Annotated in this window: 18 protein-coding genes; 7 read left to right on the top strand and 11 right to left on the bottom strand. The window is 54.4% G+C overall.

Annotated elements, in window-relative coordinates:
- The first annotated feature begins 12 nt into the window (after positions 1 to 12).
- On the top strand, positions 13 to 975 hold the full coding sequence (locus tag TH5_RS14585) for a sugar phosphate isomerase/epimerase family protein (protein ID WP_114122435.1): 963 nt from the start codon (positions 13 to 15) through the stop codon (positions 973 to 975).
- A 137-nt stretch (positions 976 to 1,112) separates the two neighbouring features.
- Here the strand turns inward: TH5_RS14585 and TH5_RS14580 are convergent, their stop codons facing one another.
- Positions 1,113 to 2,102, bottom strand: a complete 990-nt coding sequence (locus TH5_RS14580) for a CorA family divalent cation transporter (protein ID WP_114122476.1) — start codon at positions 2,100 to 2,102, stop codon at positions 1,113 to 1,115.
- Between the two features lie 223 nt (positions 2,103 to 2,325).
- On the opposite strand from TH5_RS14580, the gene TH5_RS14575 reads away from it, so the two are divergent.
- A complete protein-coding gene (locus TH5_RS14575) occupies positions 2,326 to 4,872 on the top strand; it encodes a mechanosensitive ion channel domain-containing protein (RefSeq protein ID WP_114122434.1) in 2,547 nt (848 codons plus the stop codon).
- A gap of 137 nt (positions 4,873 to 5,009) precedes the next feature.
- Here TH5_RS14575 and TH5_RS14570 read toward each other — a convergent pair whose 3' ends face one another.
- The 3 genes from TH5_RS14570 to TH5_RS14560 all read right to left on the bottom strand — a co-directional run bounded on the left by TH5_RS14570 (position 5,010) and on the right by TH5_RS14560 (position 7,643).
- On the bottom strand, positions 5,010 to 5,438 hold the full coding sequence (locus TH5_RS14570) for a hypothetical protein (protein WP_114122433.1): 429 nt from the start codon (positions 5,436 to 5,438) through the stop codon (positions 5,010 to 5,012).
- A gap of 74 nt (positions 5,439 to 5,512) precedes the next feature.
- Entirely contained in the window at positions 5,513 to 6,790 is a 1,278-nt protein-coding gene (locus tag TH5_RS14565; RefSeq protein WP_114122432.1) for a hypothetical protein, read from the bottom strand.
- Between the two features lie 4 nt (positions 6,791 to 6,794).
- Complete coding sequence (locus TH5_RS14560; protein WP_114122431.1) at positions 6,795 to 7,643, bottom strand: CsgG/HfaB family protein; 849 nt, start codon at positions 7,641 to 7,643, stop codon at positions 6,795 to 6,797.
- A gap of 286 nt (positions 7,644 to 7,929) precedes the next feature.
- Here TH5_RS14560 and TH5_RS14555 point away from each other — a divergent pair, with 286 nt between their 5' ends.
- Together TH5_RS14555 and TH5_RS14545 are read left to right on the top strand one after the other, a co-directional pair.
- On the top strand, positions 7,930 to 8,580 hold the full coding sequence (locus TH5_RS14555) for a helix-turn-helix transcriptional regulator (RefSeq protein ID WP_114122430.1): 651 nt from the start codon (positions 7,930 to 7,932) through the stop codon (positions 8,578 to 8,580).
- Positions 8,581 to 8,843: 263 nt separating this feature from the next.
- Positions 8,844 to 9,368, top strand: a complete 525-nt coding sequence (locus TH5_RS14545; protein WP_114122428.1) for a hypothetical protein — start codon at positions 8,844 to 8,846, stop codon at positions 9,366 to 9,368.
- 36 nt (positions 9,369 to 9,404) lie between these two features.
- Here TH5_RS14545 and TH5_RS26010 read toward each other — a convergent pair whose 3' ends face one another.
- From TH5_RS26010 to nadA, 3 genes are all read right to left on the bottom strand, one after another.
- Complete coding sequence (locus TH5_RS26010; protein ID WP_244204926.1) at positions 9,405 to 10,076, bottom strand: response regulator transcription factor; 672 nt, start codon at positions 10,074 to 10,076, stop codon at positions 9,405 to 9,407.
- A gap of 848 nt (positions 10,077 to 10,924) precedes the next feature.
- Positions 10,925 to 11,764 carry a carboxylating nicotinate-nucleotide diphosphorylase gene (gene nadC / locus TH5_RS14535; RefSeq protein ID WP_114122427.1) on the bottom strand — a complete coding sequence of 280 codons (840 nt, stop codon included), beginning with the start codon at positions 11,762 to 11,764 and terminating at the stop codon, positions 10,925 to 10,927.
- 79 nt (positions 11,765 to 11,843) lie between these two features.
- Positions 11,844 to 12,866 carry a quinolinate synthase NadA gene (gene nadA / locus TH5_RS14530; protein WP_114122426.1) on the bottom strand — a complete coding sequence of 341 codons (1,023 nt, stop codon included), beginning with the start codon at positions 12,864 to 12,866 and terminating at the stop codon, positions 11,844 to 11,846.
- A gap of 242 nt (positions 12,867 to 13,108) precedes the next feature.
- On the opposite strand from nadA, the gene TH5_RS14525 reads away from it, so the two are divergent.
- The 3 genes from TH5_RS14525 to TH5_RS14515 all read left to right on the top strand — a co-directional run bounded on the left by TH5_RS14525 (position 13,109) and on the right by TH5_RS14515 (position 14,972).
- Positions 13,109 to 13,948 carry a c-type cytochrome gene (locus TH5_RS14525; protein ID WP_114122425.1) on the top strand — a complete coding sequence of 280 codons (840 nt, stop codon included), beginning with the start codon at positions 13,109 to 13,111 and terminating at the stop codon, positions 13,946 to 13,948.
- 122 nt (positions 13,949 to 14,070) lie between these two features.
- Positions 14,071 to 14,295 carry a hypothetical protein gene (locus tag TH5_RS14520; RefSeq protein WP_114122424.1) on the top strand — a complete coding sequence of 75 codons (225 nt, stop codon included), beginning with the start codon at positions 14,071 to 14,073 and terminating at the stop codon, positions 14,293 to 14,295.
- Positions 14,296 to 14,645: 350 nt separating this feature from the next.
- Positions 14,646 to 14,972 carry a hypothetical protein gene (locus TH5_RS14515; protein ID WP_114122423.1) on the top strand — a complete coding sequence of 109 codons (327 nt, stop codon included), beginning with the start codon at positions 14,646 to 14,648 and terminating at the stop codon, positions 14,970 to 14,972.
- A gap of 48 nt (positions 14,973 to 15,020) precedes the next feature.
- On the opposite strand, the gene TH5_RS14510 is transcribed toward TH5_RS14515, so the two are convergent.
- The 4 genes from TH5_RS14510 to TH5_RS14495 form a co-directional block, all read right to left on the bottom strand.
- Positions 15,021 to 16,409 carry a glutamine synthetase family protein gene (locus tag TH5_RS14510; protein ID WP_114122422.1) on the bottom strand — a complete coding sequence of 463 codons (1,389 nt, stop codon included), beginning with the start codon at positions 16,407 to 16,409 and terminating at the stop codon, positions 15,021 to 15,023.
- Positions 16,410 to 16,453: 44 nt separating this feature from the next.
- Complete coding sequence (locus TH5_RS14505) at positions 16,454 to 17,287, bottom strand: isocitrate lyase/PEP mutase family protein (protein ID WP_114122421.1); 834 nt, start codon at positions 17,285 to 17,287, stop codon at positions 16,454 to 16,456.
- Positions 17,288 to 17,305: 18 nt separating this feature from the next.
- The gene (locus TH5_RS14500) at positions 17,306 to 17,797 is read right to left on the bottom strand and encodes a class I SAM-dependent methyltransferase (protein WP_062953208.1); all 492 of its coding nucleotides are present in this window, start codon (positions 17,795 to 17,797) and stop codon (positions 17,306 to 17,308) included.
- A 97-nt stretch (positions 17,798 to 17,894) separates the two neighbouring features.
- A complete protein-coding gene (locus TH5_RS14495; protein WP_114122420.1) occupies positions 17,895 to 18,500 on the bottom strand; it encodes a glutathione S-transferase in 606 nt (201 codons plus the stop codon).
- Positions 18,501 to 18,547: the final 47 nt, after the last annotated feature.

The raw sequence follows: 18,547 nt of genomic DNA, 5'->3' as shown, positions 1-18,547 counted from the left end.
GAGGATACAAAAATGAAAATCGGGATCGTGTCAGACTCTTTGTCCAATCAACCGTTTGAAACGGCGCTGGATACAATCGCGGGAATGGGAATAGAAGGTGTTGAAATCAACACGGGCAACTGGTCGTCCGCGCCACATATGGATTTGGACGCGATGCTGGCGAGTTCTGACGCACGCAAACGATTCATGAACGCGATTACCAGTCGCGGTTTGAGTCTCATTGCGTTGAACTGCAACGGCAATCAATTGCACCCAACGGACGGACAACGCCAATCATCCGTGGTCGAGAAGACAATCAGGCTCGCCTCTGAACTGGAGTGCAGCAAAGTTTGCCTGATGTCTGGTCTTCCGGCCGGGGCACCGACGGACAAGAGCCCGAACTGGATTATTTCCGCATGGCCACCGGAGACGAGTGAAATACTTGCCTGGCAGTGGAATGAGGTTTTGCTGCCGTACTGGCGCAAACTTGTCGACAGTGGCAGGGAGCTTGGCATCGACAAGTTTGCCATCGAACTTCACGGAAATCAGCTGGTGTATAATGTGCCAACCCTTTTGCGGTTACGTGATGCAGTTGGCAAATCGGTTGGCGCGAACCTTGATCCGAGTCATCTGATGTGGATGGGGGCTGATGCGCTGCAGGCTGTATCCGCACTCGGGGATGCCATTCATCATGTCCATGCCAAGGATACCTGGATCAATCCCGACAAGGCCGCAACAATTTCACGGCTAGATACCGGACCGATGATCGATGTCGCCGAGCGCGCATGGTCCTATATCACCATCGGTTATGGTCACGGTGAAAGCTGGTGGCGAGAGTTTTGCTACAGGTTGCGGCTTGTCGGGTATGACAGTTGGCTGTCAATCGAACATGAAGACCCCGTGCTGTCATGTGCGGAAGGGGTTCAGCGTTCGGTGAATGTATTGAAATCAGCCGCACCAGAGAAAGTAAGTGATTTTTCTCTTCAACCGATCTGATGCTCAGCCTCCCTTAGAGCATTAACTCTCCCCTCGCGTGGCATTTTCCTTTTGGGGTCAATCTGCTGTGTGAGGGGAGCTTTCTTTGAGCGCTTGTCAGTGATTCCCTTGTTTATCGGGGGGTATTTAAAGAATGGTCAGATCAGGCGCATCTTTTTGAACAGCCAGATTTCAAAGACGACGATTGCGGCGAGAATGAGCGATACGCCAGCAAAGCCAAACGGGCTTTCAGCCGCCGGAACCCCGCCGACATTGATGCCCAGAAGGCCGGTCACGAAACTGATTGGCAGGAACAAGCCGGCAATCACCGTCAGCCAGTACATGGTGCGGTTCATGCGTTCGGTTTCCAGCGCCATCATGTTTTCATTGACGATCTGGATGCGTTCGCGAAGGGAATCAAATTCTTCGACCAGACGGATGGTTTTATCGGTCAGCGAGCGCGCACGGCGTTTATAGCGTTTATCAAGCCATGCGGTTTTATGTTCGACATACTGCCCCAGCGCATCGCGTTGCGGGGACAGATGGCGGCGCAGGCGCGAAAGCTGATTGCGGACATCCGAACAGCGGCGGCGCAATGACAGGGTCTTGTTTTCCGGGGTATCTTCCTGATCGTCTTCGATGGTATCGACGTTTTCTTCAAGGCCGCGCACGACATTATCGACCCGGAAAATCAGTCGTTCGGCAACGGTCAGGACAAAATCATCGGGATTGCGCGGTGCGTTGTCCTGCGCGATCGCGCTTCGGATATCGTCAAACGCCTTTAGCGACTGATTGCGCAGCGTGATGACCATATTGCCCGATACCCAGAAGCGCACCGAAATCATGTCGGCGGGATCATTTTCGGCATTCAGGTTTACCCCGCGCAAATTCATCGAATAGCCATGATCGTAAAAGAAGACGGATGGCCGGGTGCCGCGAGTGGACAGGCCATCGGCGATGGTGGGATCGAGCCCGACAATATCGATCAGCCAGCGCCGGACACCTTCCGCCATCCAGTCGAGATGCACCCATAGAAACTGGTTTTCACCTGTCTGGGGAAGGGATTTGACGATGTCCTGCCATTCAAGGGAAGTTCCCTTGCCGTCACTATCGAGGATGAAAGCATTGATCAGGGCGGATGAGGACATCGGGCGGGCTCCGTCTGGTGCGCTACTTTGCGGGCCGGAAAGGCCGGGACAGGCATGGTGCCGGTTCGGGAACGAAACGGTACGTGATTCGTTATCGCGGACAGTGTAACCTGTTTGCAAATCAGGAAAAACGGGTTTCGGTCATCGGCCCGACAGGGATAAGCATGGAATATCTATCATGACGACAGTTCGTCCTATTTTGTTTTGGATTATGGCGACAATAATGTCGGCCTTCCTGATTGGTGGCAGCGCGCAGGCGCAGGATACCCCGCAGGAAAAAACCCAGAAGATTGAACTGGAAAAAAGCCAGCAATTGATATCGGGCTGGAATGACCGTCTGGACGAAGTCGATACGGCCCTGACCGGGGACGAGATTACCGGCCGTTTGTTGAATGAAAGCCGGTCGAAGGTCGAAACCGTGACCGAGGGAGCGGCGATCCTGCAATCAAGTGCGGCGGACCGGTTGAACCGGTTGAATACCGCACTTGGCAAACTGGGCGAACCCCCGGCAGAGGGCAAAACCGAAGCCCCCGCCGTTGCCGCCGAACGCGAGCGGCTGAACAAGGATATCGCCGAGATCAGCGGCGTGATCAAACAGGGTGAACTGGTTGATTTCCGCGCGACCGAAATTTCCGACCGTCTGGCGCAGATTTCACGCGAAAGATTTACCCGCCGCATTCTGGGTCGGGTTGATGTGCCGTGGGACGCGGAAAGCTGGGGGCAGGTGTGGTCAGGTGCCATTGAACTGCCCGATATGGTGCGCAGCCGGTATGCCGACCTTGATCTTGAAGGGCCGATTGGCGACCAACTGACGGAAATCGCGCCGGGTCTGGTATTGCTGGCCTTTGTGGTGATGGCGGCCCTGATCGGGGGCGAGGTTGCTGTTCTGCGCTGGTTGCCGGAACGATGGCGCAATGCCCCCAAGGAAGACCGGGTGTCGCTGATATCGGGGACGCGGTTCGTGTTTACTGCACTGGTGCCCGGGGTTGCGTTGCTGGTGGCCTATCAGATGGTGGACCGGCAGCCCGACCTTCTGGTCGGCAGCATGGGCGATTTTGTCTATCAGTGTTTTGCCGCCCTTTTGTTCCTGCTGTTTGTCGGGGCGGCGATCCGCAGCATCTATTCACCGTTTTCACCGGGCATGCGACGTGCCGGAACGACGGCGACCGGATCGCGGGTTGTCGGGATTCTGTCGCTGTTTGCGGCGGTGATTTACGCATCCGATCTGGTGCTGTTGCAAGGGGCTACGACACTTGGCACCTCGCTTGAAATTGCGCTGGTGCAGAGCGTTTCGAACGTTTTCCTGATTTCGGTCATCCTGTTTGTCAGTTCGCTTGGCGTGTTCTGGGAACATGGCGGGCCGGACCGGCATGAATTATGGGCCAAGGTTGAAAGACGTTTACGCCGCGGATTGCGGAGCGTGTCGATCCTGCTGCCGGTGCTCAGCATTCTTGGTTATGTGGCGCTGGCGCGCTTTATCCTTGAAAACCTGATGATGGCGATGGCGTTTGTCACCAGTTACTGGCTGCTGCGCGGTTATGCGCGTGCGCTTGTTCATACCTATCTGGTGCGGCCATCCGCCCCCGATGATGACGGGACCAGCGATGCGGTGCACGGGACGCTTTATTTCTGGTTACGCGTGACGATTGATGTCGTGATGTTCACGGTGGCCGTGCCGCTTGCGGTTCTGATCTTTACCGATATTGCGTGGGCCGATCTGATTGATGCCGCCGAAAAGGCATTTATCGGGATACAGGTGGGCGGGATCAATTTCTCGCTCCGTGCGATCCTGATTGCGATCCTGCTGTTTCTGGCGGTTCTGGGCGTCATGCGGTTTTTCCAGCGGATGCTCAATACGCGCGTTCTGCCCAATACCAAGCTTGACGAAGGTTTGCAGCATTCGGTTTCGGCGATTTTCGGTTATGTCGGGATCTGTCTTGCGGTGTTGCTGGCGATTTCGGCGGCGGGCATGGATTTGTCCAACCTTGCGATCATTGCCGGTGCGATTTCGGTCGGTATCGGTTTTGGCATGCAAAGTATCGTCAGTAACTTTGTATCGGGCCTGATCCTTCTGATCGAACGGCCGATCAAGGTGGGCGACTGGATCGTGGTCGGGGCCGATCAGGGTCTGGTCAAGGATATCCGGGTGCGCGCGACCGAGATCGAAACCTTTGACCGGTCATCGGTGGTGATCCCGAACTCCGAACTGATTTCCAACCGGGTGATGAACTGGACGCTTAAGGATCGCAGCGGGCGCGGGATTATCCGGATCGGGGTTTCGTATGGATCGGATGCCAACAAGGTGCGGGAAATCCTGCTTGAGATCGCCGATAAGCGCCGCGAAATCCTGAGTTATCCGGCGCCACAGGTGGTGTTTATCGATTTCGGCGCCAGTTCGCTTGATTTCGAATTGCGCTATTTCCTGCGTGATATCGGTGATGTTCTGGCGGTGGGCAGTGCGGTGCGGTTCGAAATTCTTGAACGGTTCCGGGCCGAGGGTGTTGAAATCCCGTTCCCGCAGCAGGATGTGCATTTCCGCGATATCGAGAAACTGGCAGCCGCCATCCGCGATGCCGGGCGGGGGGATCCCAAGCCGGTGATTGAGGCGAAGGATGATGTGCCTGATGCGAGTGCTGAAACAGGTGATGGCGAGGGCACCGAGCCGGCCACACCGCCATCCGCTGCCAAGGATGAGAACCGCGACAAGGACGCGGCTGCGCGCAGTATCCCCGATGCCGGGGGTGACCCGGACGGGGATGGGCCGCGTTAAGCGGTAAAGGTGTTGCTCAAAAAAATCCCGGCCCTAGGGGACTAGAGTGGCCGGGAGATATGCTGCCTAGGGGGAGCAGCGTGATGTGCCGTGTGGGGTATAGGAGTTGACGGCACGTGCCAGCGGATTGTTTTTGTTTAGTTCTCGCCGGATATGTTTTCGAGCGCATCGCTCAAATCTGCGTTGTTGGTCGTTGTTTCGGTTGATCCGTTGGCGGTTTGATCGCCAGTCGAGTCCTGGCCTGTATTGATGTCGCCATTGGAGTTGTTCAGAATGATGCAGGCGGAGTTTGCCGTGGCTTCGGACTGACCACCGCCGCCGCCGCAAACAAGTTGTGTCAGGCTACTGCTACCCGATGCACCGGCAGTTGCGCCATTTGTGCCGTCCAGCAGACCTGATTCCGCCTGTTTCATAATGACGGCGATCTGGGCCCTGTTCTGGGCGGTTGCGGCCCAGGGTTTTTCAAACATCTGTCCGAATGCGGATTGCAACGGTAAGGCAACGATAAAAGCCGCCGCCAGAATACCGGTTTTCAACGCAACGTTCGGCGTTAATGCGGTTTTCATAGGATGTTCCTTTCGCGCACTTTCCGGGCGAAAAAGGAGGGGCAATTTGCCCCTCCGTTTCGTCACAAGGCGGTTTATTCGACGTCAATGGCAGGAGCGCCGACTTTGATCGACAGGTTGTTGCCGATTGCCGTTGCCGTACCGTTGATGACCGGCTGATCAAGCGTACCCAGATTGGTGTAGCTGTTCAGATTGATGTGATGCACGTTCGAGGTTGCCGAAACATCGGCATAGGCGAACTGGGTAACATCGGCGATGAGAGCAACGTCAGGCTGGATGCCATCGTTGTCGTCGCCATTGCCACAGCCCTGGAAGCAGAATGCCGATGACATTGCTTCGGTGTCGGGGTCTTCAACATCCGGGGTGCCACCAGCAACCACAGAGATGTTCATGTTATTGGCAAGTGCAGTGGCACCGGCATCAACCGCAAAATTATCGATATGGTGTGCATTCGACGTTGCGGTGATTGCCGACGGACCGATATCACCATTCAAAGCAAGAGCGGCCAGAGCAAGGGCACCCGAGAGATTGGAATTCGGGTTGGTCGGATCGTAACCGAAGCTGGCAAGTTCTGATTCACCGCCATTCGGTTCTTCAATTTCCCCACCAGTCCCGGCCGGGTCAAAGGCAAACTGACCGGCATGAACATTCACAACGCCCTGACCCTCGATCGCAGCGTTGTTGGCAAGAGCCGTTGCAGTAGCGTCAAGCGACGGCAGTTCTGTTGCGGCATCATAGGAAGCGCCTTCGACTTCCAGTCCGTCAACCGTAACGGTGAAGATTACGCCGTTCGGTTCGTCGGCCACACCATTGCCCGCGCCAATACCGTCGGCACCAAACGGATCGGTAACCGCGCCGTTAACTGTAATGTTGGCATTGGTGAAGGCCCCGGTTGCATCACTGATGCCGCCTTCGATGTCGGGGGAACCCGCAACGTTAGCACCATCGGTGGTGAAAGTGGCCGGGTTGGAACCCTGGCCGGCGGCGATGCCATCGACATTGCCACTGGTCTGGTTGCTGAATGCATCCACGGGCGGTTCGACTTCACCCAGAACGTCATTGTCCCAGGCTTCGCCTTCAAAGCTGAAGGTGCCTGAGGCGGTGCCGCTCATTGGCTGATTGTTGAAAACGTTGTTGACGTTGGAAGTTGCGGTGGTGTCCCCCAGTTTGATTTGAAGGGATTCAACCATCGCAAATTCCGACGGATCAAGGATGTCGAGATCAAGATCGACATCGGTGTCGACTTCGGCATCCCAGGACCATTCGACATAATCAAAGGCCTGGGCGGGGGCCGTCAGCATCAGTGTGCCGGCTGCCAATACGGTGCCTAGCAACAATTTGGACTTAAACATTTGGTTACTCCTGTTGACCATCTGTAGGTGTAGAGAACCGCTCAAGATGCTCGCTCATATCGCTTCCTTTATTGAGCTTGCATTCCGGTGTTTGTGGCAGTCCCAGAAAGTCGGTCATGATCTGATAGACCCCCATTTCTGCAACGGCCCTGACGCCAAGCTGAAGCGGCTCGTTCCGGATGCGCCCGGCGTCAAACTCGACTAAATTGATTCCGAAAAAGCGAAAAATGCCGGCGCTGATCTCGTAGCCGAGGACCTGTTTTTGCAGGGAACTGACATAGCGCACGGCGAAATTGCGTGAATCGATAACGCGTAAATCCATGGCGACATTGATGACGACGGTACGTCCGCCACCGCCTATGCCGCGTACAAACAGCTGCGCGCCTTCGCTGAGAATGTTGTAGTTAAGTTCGGTCACCGCGCCGACCAGGATGAAGTCGGATGCCGGGATTTTTCCGTATTCCTCGACTGTTCGGGTGAGGCGCCCCTGTTCGGCCAGCCTGACTTCGGCCAGCGGAATACGCAGGTCGAAACGTTCGACGAGATTGGCGCGGCCCGATTTGTAAAGCGCGCTCATGACCATTTCAGTCGTGCCCTGTGACACGGCGTGACCATTTTCGTCGTAGTTGATCTGCCCGGTTTTGTCGGAAATTTCACCGACTGCAAAAATCGGCAATCGCTTTGCATCGATCTTGGAAAGTTGTCTCAGGCAAAGGCTATAGGGTGTTTCATTATCCGTGACCGGAAAGGAGATCATCGGGTCAATGCCCTTGCCAGAATATGATCCCACGCCAGCGGCGCACCCGGAAAGGCTGGTAAGCGTTAATGCGGCTGCGGCAATTTTACGAAACATCTTTTCGACCCCTTAATGAAAAGACGGACTGTGTCTTTCAAATTATGTCGTTCGATGTTTTATTATTGCATTATTGTCGGGTTTGTTCTGTTTTATAAAGTATTGGTGGGGTGGAAATTTATAGATGAAATTTAATTACATTATATATGTAAGTAATTATTTTTAGATTTATTTCCTATTAGGAGTTAGTCACAAAGAGATATCTTTTCTACTGAAAGGTGATTGTCTTTAGGGGGTGAAATGCTTGATTCTTATGAAATTAGTTTTCTGTCAGATCGGGTATTTCATGAAGGCGTTAGAAGATCGGGATGTTTATGGCCAAGGCTTGCTCGTTGTCGGCTATGAACAGGCCGATGCGCAGGATCTGTTCGGGTCATATGCACATTTCGATCTGGTGGCAGATCCCGATTTCAATCACATCAATCGCGAGACGGATGCCTTTGCCGCGGCAATAATCAATCACAAAAGACTGGGACTTCTTCACAATACTCAAATCCGCTATCTGGTCAGGCTGTCGCGCAGTATGCCGTTGATCTCGTTTGTCGAAGACGGTCTTTATTTCGATGCGCGAAACTGTGCCTATGTTCCGGATGGGCTTTTATATCGGTGTCGGCGCGACCTTCTTGCCGATGTTTGCGGATTTGGTCGCGGGGGCTACTGGATATTGCCTGGCAAAATCAGATGTGCCGATTTGTTGCTCGGAAACAACCGGGCCGCATTACGCGAGAGTCTTGACGGTCGGGAGCAGCGTTTGCTGCGTCAGCTTGTGGCCGGATACGGCAATACGGAAATCGCCCGTTCTGAAAATATATCGATTGGTATCGTGAAGACCCGATTGCTTGAAATTTATCAAAAGCTGGGTGTTGAAACCCGCACACAGGCGGCAATCATCGGGTTCTATCTTGGTTACGACGGTAATAATGATCGCGTGATCTGACGGCCTGACCTGGCCTGTATCAAGTATTTTTATTTAAATATGCTGATCTGCGGGTAAGCGACGCCTTGGAAAGAAGGTTCTTGCGGATCATTATAGTTAATTTTGTCGTCGAATACTCCTGCTGGTCGGATGATATCCGGATTTTAAGGTGGAAACCATTTGCGCGGGCTGTTTTCTTGCCGAAGCTGTTCCATATCTTGAGCATGGATATTTTTTGGCGGTAAAGCTGTTTTACAGGCCTTCATGAAACATGAGGTGAAAAAATGAACCGTTTTTTCGGGTATGTGCAGAAATCCTGTGCAGTGATTCCCGCTATGACTTTTGTCTTTGTGCTGATGTGGGCGCAGCAAGGCCACGCCCAGTTCAACAACAAACCCTATTCCTTTAATACGCCGACCGGGTCACCGGGCATGAGTACGGCCGGTCGACAGGCGATGCTGAACGATCAATTGTTTGATATACGGCCACGAAACATGTTGCGTGCCGAGAACGGAGATTTGCTCTCGATCGAGAAAAGCAAAGGCGGGAGTGCGATTGTTACCGACAGTTCGGGCAATATTCTACCGGGCTACAGGGGGATACGCGTTTTCGATGTGAATGTGTATGCCGGTGCTTTCAACAGCTATTTTACCCTGAACGGCGCGGACGGACGTGTGTCCTATGGTGGTTACAATAATGATACGATTACAGGCTGGATAAATCTGGTTGATCAGCAGAACGGACCGATGATTCCATATTACACATCGTCTCCGATAGATGCCTGGACCATGATGGTGGCGCGGAACTGACATCATAGTGCAGCCGGGGCAGGAAACAGGACATTCCTATTTCGGGCTCCGGCTGCAGAGTGCCCAGATTGCGGCCTGGGTCCGGTTGTCGACCTTGATTTTTCTCAGGATGCTTTTGACGTGAACCTTGACGGTTGCCTCGGAGATATTGAGGCGGATGGCGATACGCTTGTTCGAATCACCGCTGGCAAGGCAGCCGAGGATTTGCTGTTCGCGTTGTGACAGTTCGATATTCTCGAATGTGCTGTCAGACATCGCAATCGAAGACATATATTGAAAGCGCTCCATCATCACATTGGCCAGATTGGAGGGATAAATCTTTTCCCCTTCACTGATCAGGCGCAAAGCAAGTTCGATGGTGGTTTTTGAAACATCGTCAAGCAATGCGCCGCTGACACCGATTTCAAACAGTCGAAACAATTCTTCGGCTTGATAGTCGCTTGCGAGGGTCAGGATTTTGACGTCAGGCGAATTGCGGTGGAAGTCTGTCAGTAGGCCGATCTGGCTTTCAAAATGGTCGATACTGTAAAGAATGGTATCGAGGCTCTCGTTGCTTTGGACATCATTGACGAGCTTATCGAGATTTGCCGCACCGCTGATCAGGGTGCCGTTCATATTACCCAGAATGGTGGTCAAGCCGCTGCGCAATAGCGCGCTGGAGTGAACCACAGTAATTCTTGATATTGAATTGTCGTCTCTTGTCAGCATGATCCGTGTCCCTAATTGCTTTACGGGTCTCACTCACGCTGGTGTAGCGAGGACCCCCCCGGGGATATTTCTTCCCCCCCCTTCAGAATAGAAACGATATGGGTTCGATAGCCTGTGGCTTTGCGCGATGCTGTCTCCAACCTGGTCAATTTGCTCAAGATAATCTGGATATATTCTTCGATCTCTAATCCAGATCAGTGTCCCTGATTGCGGTAGGGCTTCATTCACATTGATGCTTCAAAGACCTCCGGGAAAATTATTTCCACTCGGAATAGAAGCGATGCAGGTCCGATAAGCCCAAAGTTTTAATAATGTCGTTTGCGCTTTGATCGATATGATCACGATAGTCTGGATCTTATTTTTGATCTATAATCCAGCAGGGTTAAACAACCTGTGATGCGCCTCAAAAGAGTTAGTCGTTGTGTCTATTACGGGTATTTATATTTTAAAATACAGCCATCGCGAAAGATCGGGGTGCTGTTTTTACATCTTTTGGCTGGTGTAACATCGCGGAATTTCAGTTTAGAATCCGCGCAGTTATTTTTGTAATCCTTTGATAATAGTTGCTTTTTATTTTGACGATTTCTGAGGCAGGGAATTTGTTTCAAGAAATTCTGTGTTTTGGCACCTGAATGGATGCCAATCTTTTGACGAAGATTCGATACAATTTGCGCAAAAACCAAGTCGCGACTCGGAAGATTGCCGTAAATATTTTCAAATAGAGATATGGAAAATACTGAGTATTTCTGTCCTGAAGGATTAGCCGTGACCTATGGTTCATGGCTATCCTGAGAATAGCCAAGCGGGCGTGATGTCCCATATAGCTGCAACAACCCGTGGATCAAGCGTCAGAGAATGACGACATCCAGCCCGATATCGACCGCCGGGGCCGATTGGGTGATGCGCCCGACCGAGACATAATCAACACCCGTCGCGGCAATCGCGCCAATGGTCTGAAGGTTCACACCACCCGATGCCTCGGTCTTGCAGCGTCCCGCGACAATCGCGACGGCCTGACGGAGCATATCCGGGCCCATATTATCAAGCAGGATGATGTCGGCACCGGCATCGGCGGCTTCACGGACCTGATCAAGCGTGTCGCATTCGACTTCGATCTTGGGAAGGTTTGCAGCACGGGCCGATCTGACGCATTCGGTGATCGAGCCGACAACGCCGATATGGTTGTCCTTGATCATCACCCCGTCATACAGACCCATGCGGTGGTTTTGAGCACCCCCCATGCGGGTGGCGTATTTTTCCATCTTGCGCCAGCCCGGAAGGGTTTTGCGGGTATCAAGCAATCTGGCGGTGGTATCGCCCATTGCCGTGACATAGGTGCGCGTGGTGGTGGCGATGCCCGATAGATGTTGCAGGGTGTTAAGGGCGGTGCGTTCCGCGGTCAGGATGCCGCGTGCATTGCCTTCGACCACGGCCAGCACGTCCTTGGCCTTTATCGCATCGCCGTCTTCGCAATGTTTGGTGATTTTGGCATCAGGGACCAGTTTGCGGAAACATTCAAGGGCAATGTCCAGGCCGGCGACCACGATATCCTCGCGCGTTTCAAGGGCGACGCGCAGCCGCGCATCGGCTGGGATGACATTATCCGATGTGATGTCGCCGGTGCCGATATCCTCGGCAAAGGCGCGGTCGATGAAGTCCGAAATTTCAGCCGGGGTCAGGACGGTCATGGTTGGGCCGTATTCTTTGTGGGATGGGGGATGGAAAACAGCCCCGCAAGTTGCTGCGGGGCTGCTGATTTCTGCGGGCCTAGGCCGCGTGATCCTTTTTCAGCGGAATGCCTTTTGACATTTCCAGCATCCGTTCAAGCGGCTTGACGGCTGCAACACGCAAATCTTCGGGCATGATGATCTGCGGGCCGTTATTGACCAGGCACAGATACAGCTTTTCAAGCGTGTTCAGTTCCATGAACGGGCAGTTGTTGCACGCGCACGACCCATCGGCACCGGGCACGGGAATGAATTCCTTGTGCGGGGCGGCCTTTTCCATCTGGTGGATGATGTGGGGTTCGGTCGCGATCAGGTATTTCTGATCCGGGCCGTTGATCACATATTCCAGAATGGCGCGGGTCGATCCGATGTGATCGGCATGTTTGAGAATGCCGTCATGGCATTCCGGGTGGGCGGCGATTTTCGCATCGGGGTTCTGGGTTTTAAGGCGGATCAGTTCGCGTTCGGAAAACTGTTCATGCACGATGCACGAGCCGTTCCACAGCGTCATGTCACGGCCGGTTTTTTTCGCAAGGTACGCGCCAAGATGACGGTCAGGTGCCCACAGGATCGGTTTATCAAGCGGGATCTGATCGATGATTTCGGCAGCATTCGAGGAGGTCACGATGATATCGGACGCGGCCTTTACCTCGGCCGAGCAGTTGATATAGGTGACCGATACGTGATCGGGATGCTGTTCGCGGAATTTGCGGAACGGTTCGGGCTGGCACGAATCCTCGAGCGAGCAGCCGGCCTTTGAATCGGGCAGCAGCACGGTTTTGTTCGGGCTGAGGATTTTGGCGACCTCGGCCATAAAGCGGACACCGCAGAACACGATGACATCGGCATCGGTTTCGGCGGCCTTGCGCGAAAGATCAAGGCTGTCGCCGACAAAGTCGGCCAGATCCTGAATTTCGCCGTCCTGATAATAATGGGCCAGAATGATCGCGTTTTTCTCTTTCTTCAGGCGGGCAATTTCCGCCTCAAGATCAAGGGTGGGATCAATCTGCATCTCGGACATTGCGCCGGGCTTCGCCTCGGCGATGGTGGCAATCTGGTTCATGGCGTCGTCTCATCTCGCCTGTTGCAAGCCGGAGATAAGCAGCGGGTCCCGGCATTGCAAGTTAATGACAGTTTGAAACCTGAATATCGCCATTGGGCCGGTATGGCAAGGAATTGGGCGGCGATGAAGGGCAGCCATGCGTTCGCAACGGCATTTGTGAATACGCGATCATCAGTTTGCGGCGGTTATGCTATTCTTGTTGCGGGACAATTTGCCACAGATCGCCAGAGAGGGGGCCGGGCATGAAATCGTATCGGGGATATGGGGTTTGGCTGCTGCTGTGTGTTTTGCTGCCGTTTGTGGGCAGGGCCGCCAGTGCCGCCGAATTGCAGGTGACGACGCCCACGGGCGCGGTTTCGGTTTATCAGACCGATGAATTGTTAAGCCACGCGGCGGCACGCGAGATCAGGGTTACCGATGATGCGGCCTATGGGCAGGATATGACCTATCGCGCGGTGCCGGTTGCATCCCTGATCGGGGATGCGGACGCGATTGACGGCGAGACGGGGCTTGAGGTCATCGCCCTTGACGGGTTTGTCGCCAATATTCCCCTGCCGCTTGTGCTGCTTGACGGCGATGAAACTGCGCAGGCGTGGATCGCCATTGAGCCCGAAGATGCGCCCTGGCCGAACCTGCCGGGCAAGGAGGTTTCGGCCGGGCCATTTTCATTGGTGTGGGTCGATGCGGCGGTATCGCATATCCGGTCCGAACAATGGCCTTATCAGGTGGCGAAAATCGGTTATGCCGCCTTTCCGGCAGCACGCTGGCCGCAGTTGGCACTTGGTGACGATGCAGCGGAAGATGCCAAACGCGGGCAGGCAGTTTTCATTGATCAGTGTTTTGCCTGCCACCGGATGAACGGGGCGGGGATTACCGAACTGGGGCCGGATCTTAACCTGCCGATGAACCCGGTGGATTATTTCAAGCCCGAGGCGCTGGTGATGCTGATCCGTGATCCGGCATCGGTGCGCCATTGGCCCGATATGCAGATGCATGGCTTTACAACCGATCAGCTTTCGGATGCGGAAATCCGCGATGTGATTGCCTATTTGCAGGCAATGGCAGGCAGGAAGGCCGAATAGGAATCTGGCGCGCCAAGCCAGTCGGGACGGATGGTACATATCAGCGTTGCAGAACGCGAAGTGTGCATTTGCGCAGGATGCGGCCATAACCCACTGATCTGATGCACTAGGAAGTCTTTGATATGGATTGGGTTCCGTTCGTTTTCGGTACGATCAAGGTTGTCGCGTTGGGCACGGGCATGTTTTTTGCCATCAAGTGGCATTACGATCAGGGCAAGAAGATCGGCATGCGGGCTGTACTTCGCGCGAGCGCCAAGATGGTCGCGATCTTTGTGCTGGCGGTTGTGGTGCTTGGGGCGGTGACCTTCGGGCTTGCCAGTATGCTTGGTCTGGATCTGAGCTACTGATCATCGCCGGGCTAAAGAGCCGGATAAATAAATCGCAAAATAAAATCGGATTGCCGCGCGCCGGATCATTTTTGGTGCGGTGTTTTTCTGTATTTATTCAAGGCGATATAAAAATAAAAAATATGTTCGTTGTATAAAATCAAAAAATATTCATATGATCAGACTTGGATATTTATTTCCAAATTTCATGGCAAATTCAATTTTTGTTTGAAATCAAACGTGGCGATGCGGGTTCACCAAGAATTCGCAAGGATCGCGCGTGAGGAAAACAAAAGCTGAAAAGCTGGCCACGGGAATGATCCCGTTGATTTTCCCGGATCAACGCGCCCTTGCGCGGTAGGAGCACTTTTTTGACAAACCGTACCACATCGAAAATCCTGAATTTTGCGCGGCCGTTCAGCCTGCGCGGGCTTGCGGAAGTTCTGCCCGCCGGGGCCTATAAGGTGATTACCGAAGAATCGCTTCCGGAAAACGTGACCTATCCGACCTATCAGTGGGTTTCGACCAAGATGCACCTGCATGCCAATGCGGACCGTGCGGGCGACATCCGCATGATGAATGTTGATCCCCGTGATCTTGAAGTCGCACATCTGCGCGATCAGAAAATGATTGATTCCCGCCCGCGGGTCGCGTTTTCAGCGCACAAATCCAACAACCGCGCCAAACGCGTCTTCTGATTCTGGTCCCCGGTCAGCAAAGCCTGACCGGCACACCGGCCCGATCAATCAGACACAAAACCCGTAATATTCCCATTCCGCCGCACTGACCTTGAGCGCCATATGTTCGTATTCGGCCTGCTTTATGCGGGTAAATGCGGTGTGGAAGCGTGCGCCAAGGGTGCGTTTGTTGAAGTCGGATGCACCGAAGCGGTCAATGGCGTCCAGCCAGTGACGCGGTAGGTCGTTCGGCGCCTTGTCATGGCCGATTTCATCCTGGCAGGGTTGGCCGGGATCGATCTTGTTTTCGATGCCGTCAAGGGCAGCGCCGAGGGTTACGGCAGCAACCAGATAGGGATTGGCATCAACGCCCGCGATGCGGTGTTCGAAATGGCGTGTTTTGCCCGGTGTGCCCGGCACACGAAGCGCCACGGTGCGGTTTTCAACACCCCAATCATCGGACGCCGGGGAATACATGGCCGATGCGAACCGGCGCCATGAATTCATGAAGGGGGCCAGGATCAGCATGGTGTCGCCAATCGTGCCGCGAATGCCGCCAATGGCGTTGAGCATCAGCGGGCTTAGGGCCCCGTCCGGCTGATCGGCAAACAGGTTGTTGCCGTTTTTATCCGCCAGCGAGAGGTGCAGGTGCATGCCAGAACCGGCTTCGGTGCCAAACGGTTTGGGCATGAAGACGGCTTCCATCCCGAAACGGCGGGCCGCGGTGCGGATCAGGCGTTTGGCGATAATGACGTCATCAGCCGCGCGCATCAGATCGCGATAGCGGATGGTCATTTCATACTGGCCCGGACCATATTCGGAAATCAGGGTTTCAAGCGTCAGATCAAGATGCTTCGCACCTTCGTAAACCGCATCAAAAAGCGGCGACATTTCATCGATTTCATCAACCGACATGGTGTTGCGCAGCGATGACCGGCGTTTGGTCATCGCGTAGGATGCCGGATGATAAAGCCCGCCCGCGTCCGCATCGCGATCCACCAGATAAAATTCCAGTTCGAACGCGCCCATCGGAGTAAGCCCGAGATCATTGGCGCGCTTGACCTGATTTAAGAACACATTGCGCGGATCGACATCGTGCGGGGTTGCGTCCTCGTTATACATGCTGATCAGAAGCTGACCCCGGCCCGTGTGGGGCAGATAGCCAAGCGTGCCCGGCACCGGCCAGCAACGACCATCGCCGCCGCCCCCGGTCTGCACCAGCCCGCAATCATCAACATCCTCGCCCGTGACATCTTGGCCAAAGATCGAGGTCGGAAGACCGCGCCCGGATTTATAGATCGAGGCCAGTTCATGACGGCGGATCATCTTGCCGCGCCCGATGCCGTGAAAATCGGTCAGGATGATGTCGATGGCCTCGACATCGGGGTATTTGGCAAGGAATGCCTCGGCCTCGGCGAGTGTGGAGCCGCTTGGGGATCGTGTTTCTGACGTATTCATTCTTTGCCTTGGTCGCTATGTCGATGTCGCGGGAGGGTACAGGTTTATTTTTTGGCCGTGTTGAATATGTATGCTTCTGCCTCGGACGAAGACAACGCATCTTTGGCGTAGGTAAAGGTACCGTGGTCCTTTACCTCCCGCGCGGCGTGCATGAGGCCACCAAGAGCGGCCCGAGCGAATGATCCGCCAACGCTAATGCGTTTGACGCCAGCTTCTTCCAGTTCGTTAACGGTGAAAATCTGCCCGGAAAGTCCCATCACGACATTGACGGGGCGACTTACGGAATTGCAAACCGCCCGTATTGCGGTGATATCGGGCAGGCCGGGGGCATATAGAACATCGGCCCCGGCCTTTTCAAAAGCCTGAAGACGCAGGATGGTGTCATCCAGATCGTATTTTCCATGCAGGAAGTTTTCTGCGCGTGCCGTCAGCATGAAGGGGTGCTTGCGAGCTTCTTCTGCGGCGGCGGCAATACGTTCCACCGCAAGGGTGAAATCAATAATCGGATTTTCCGGATCGCCCGTGGCGTCTTCGATGGAGCCGCCGACAAGCCCGGCTTCGGAGCCCAGTGAAATCGTCTTTGCGCACGAAGCCGGATCCAAACCAAAACCGTTTTCCAGATCAGCAGAAACAGGCAGGTCTGTTGCATCGACGATATTACGCGCATTCTGCAAGATTGCTTCTCGTGAAATGCTTGCCGCGGAATCCTGTTGCCCAATGGAAAAGGCAAAGCCGGCACTGGTGGTTGCCAATGCCTCAAAGCCCAATGCAGCAAGAATACGAGCGGAGCCTGTATCCCAAGGATTGGGAATCACAAATGCACCGGGGCGCTGATGCAATTCCTGAAAGACCTGATATTTGCCCGTTTGATCTGTCATGACGCCCCTTTTTGAGAATTAACCCTGATAACGGCGGAAGAAATAGCGATCCTGCGGGACGCCTTCGGGGAGTGGTTCGGCGATGGTGCCGGGCACGTCGATTTTCTGATCGGAGGCGACAATCGCGCCCTTGATCAGGGACGGCGGCAGGGTTTTGCCGATGAAGGATGCGATTTTGGCATTGAGTTCCTCGTCCCCGGTGCCGACATCGGAATGAACCAGTGCGACCTTGCCGGCGAAGCGTTCAACCGCCATTGGCAGGGTTTCGAAAATGTCGCCCAGAAACAGGTGATCATCATCGGGGATGCATTTGGGGTGGGCGGCGATTTGACGATCAAAGACGAAGATTTCGCGATCGGGCATGATTTCACGCAAATGATCGAAGGTGCGACCATTGCCAAGCCCGATTTCAAGAACAATACCGTCATGGTCCTTGATCATTTCGGCGGCGGCATTCAGGCAGTCGCGCTGGGCCTGCAGGCGGCGGATGACGCTGTTAAGGCGGGACATTTATTCGTGTTCTCCGGGCGGTGAATGTGAAATCGCGATGTAATCCGAAAGCGGCCCGGTGCAAGCAGGATTAAGCCGCACCGGGGCGTAAGTCCTATCAGCCCTTGAAAACGGTGGCATCAAAGGCCGGAACGCGCGCACGGAAGGCATCAAGCCATGTGACGAGTGCGCCGTAAGTTTCACGCCATCTGCCGTCAAAACGCAGATCAAGATAGCCCAGTGCACAGGCAACGGCGACATGGCCGATGGTCAGATCACCGGCAAGCGACGGCGGGTTGGCGTCAAGGTGATCCATGGCGCGTTTGACCTTGTCGGACTGATAGGAAAGCCAGTCGGATGAACGTTTTTCTTCGGGGCGCATGCGGTGTTCGTAGACCTGCAGGATCGAGGCATCGATGATGCCATCGCCAAGTGCCTGAAGGGTCAATGCCTCCCACCGGGCGTCGCTTTCGGTCGGGTGCAGGGTGATGCCATCGACCTGCGCGTCAAGATATTCGCAGATCACGCGGCTATCGAAAATCTTGCGGTCATCATCAAGGATCAGGATCGGGATTTTGCCCAGCGGGTTCTGTTTGCGCAGGGTGTCTTCCGGATCGTTGGTATTGGACATTTCGATGGTGAGCTGATCGTAAATGCCAAGAATTTTGGCGACGATTTTGACCTTGCGGCCAAAGGGTGACGGGTCGCTGGAGCGCAGGATCATGGGGTTCCTCCGATGAATTTCAACAAGTTGCCCGCAGTGTAAGGGGG

Source organism: Thalassospira xianhensis MCCC 1A02616 (assembly GCF_003326475.1).
Lineage (GTDB): Bacteria > Pseudomonadota > Alphaproteobacteria > Rhodospirillales > Thalassospiraceae > Thalassospira > Thalassospira xianhensis.
The sequence above is the reverse complement of the archived record's forward strand: the minus strand, read 5'-3'. Positions and strand labels throughout refer to the sequence as shown.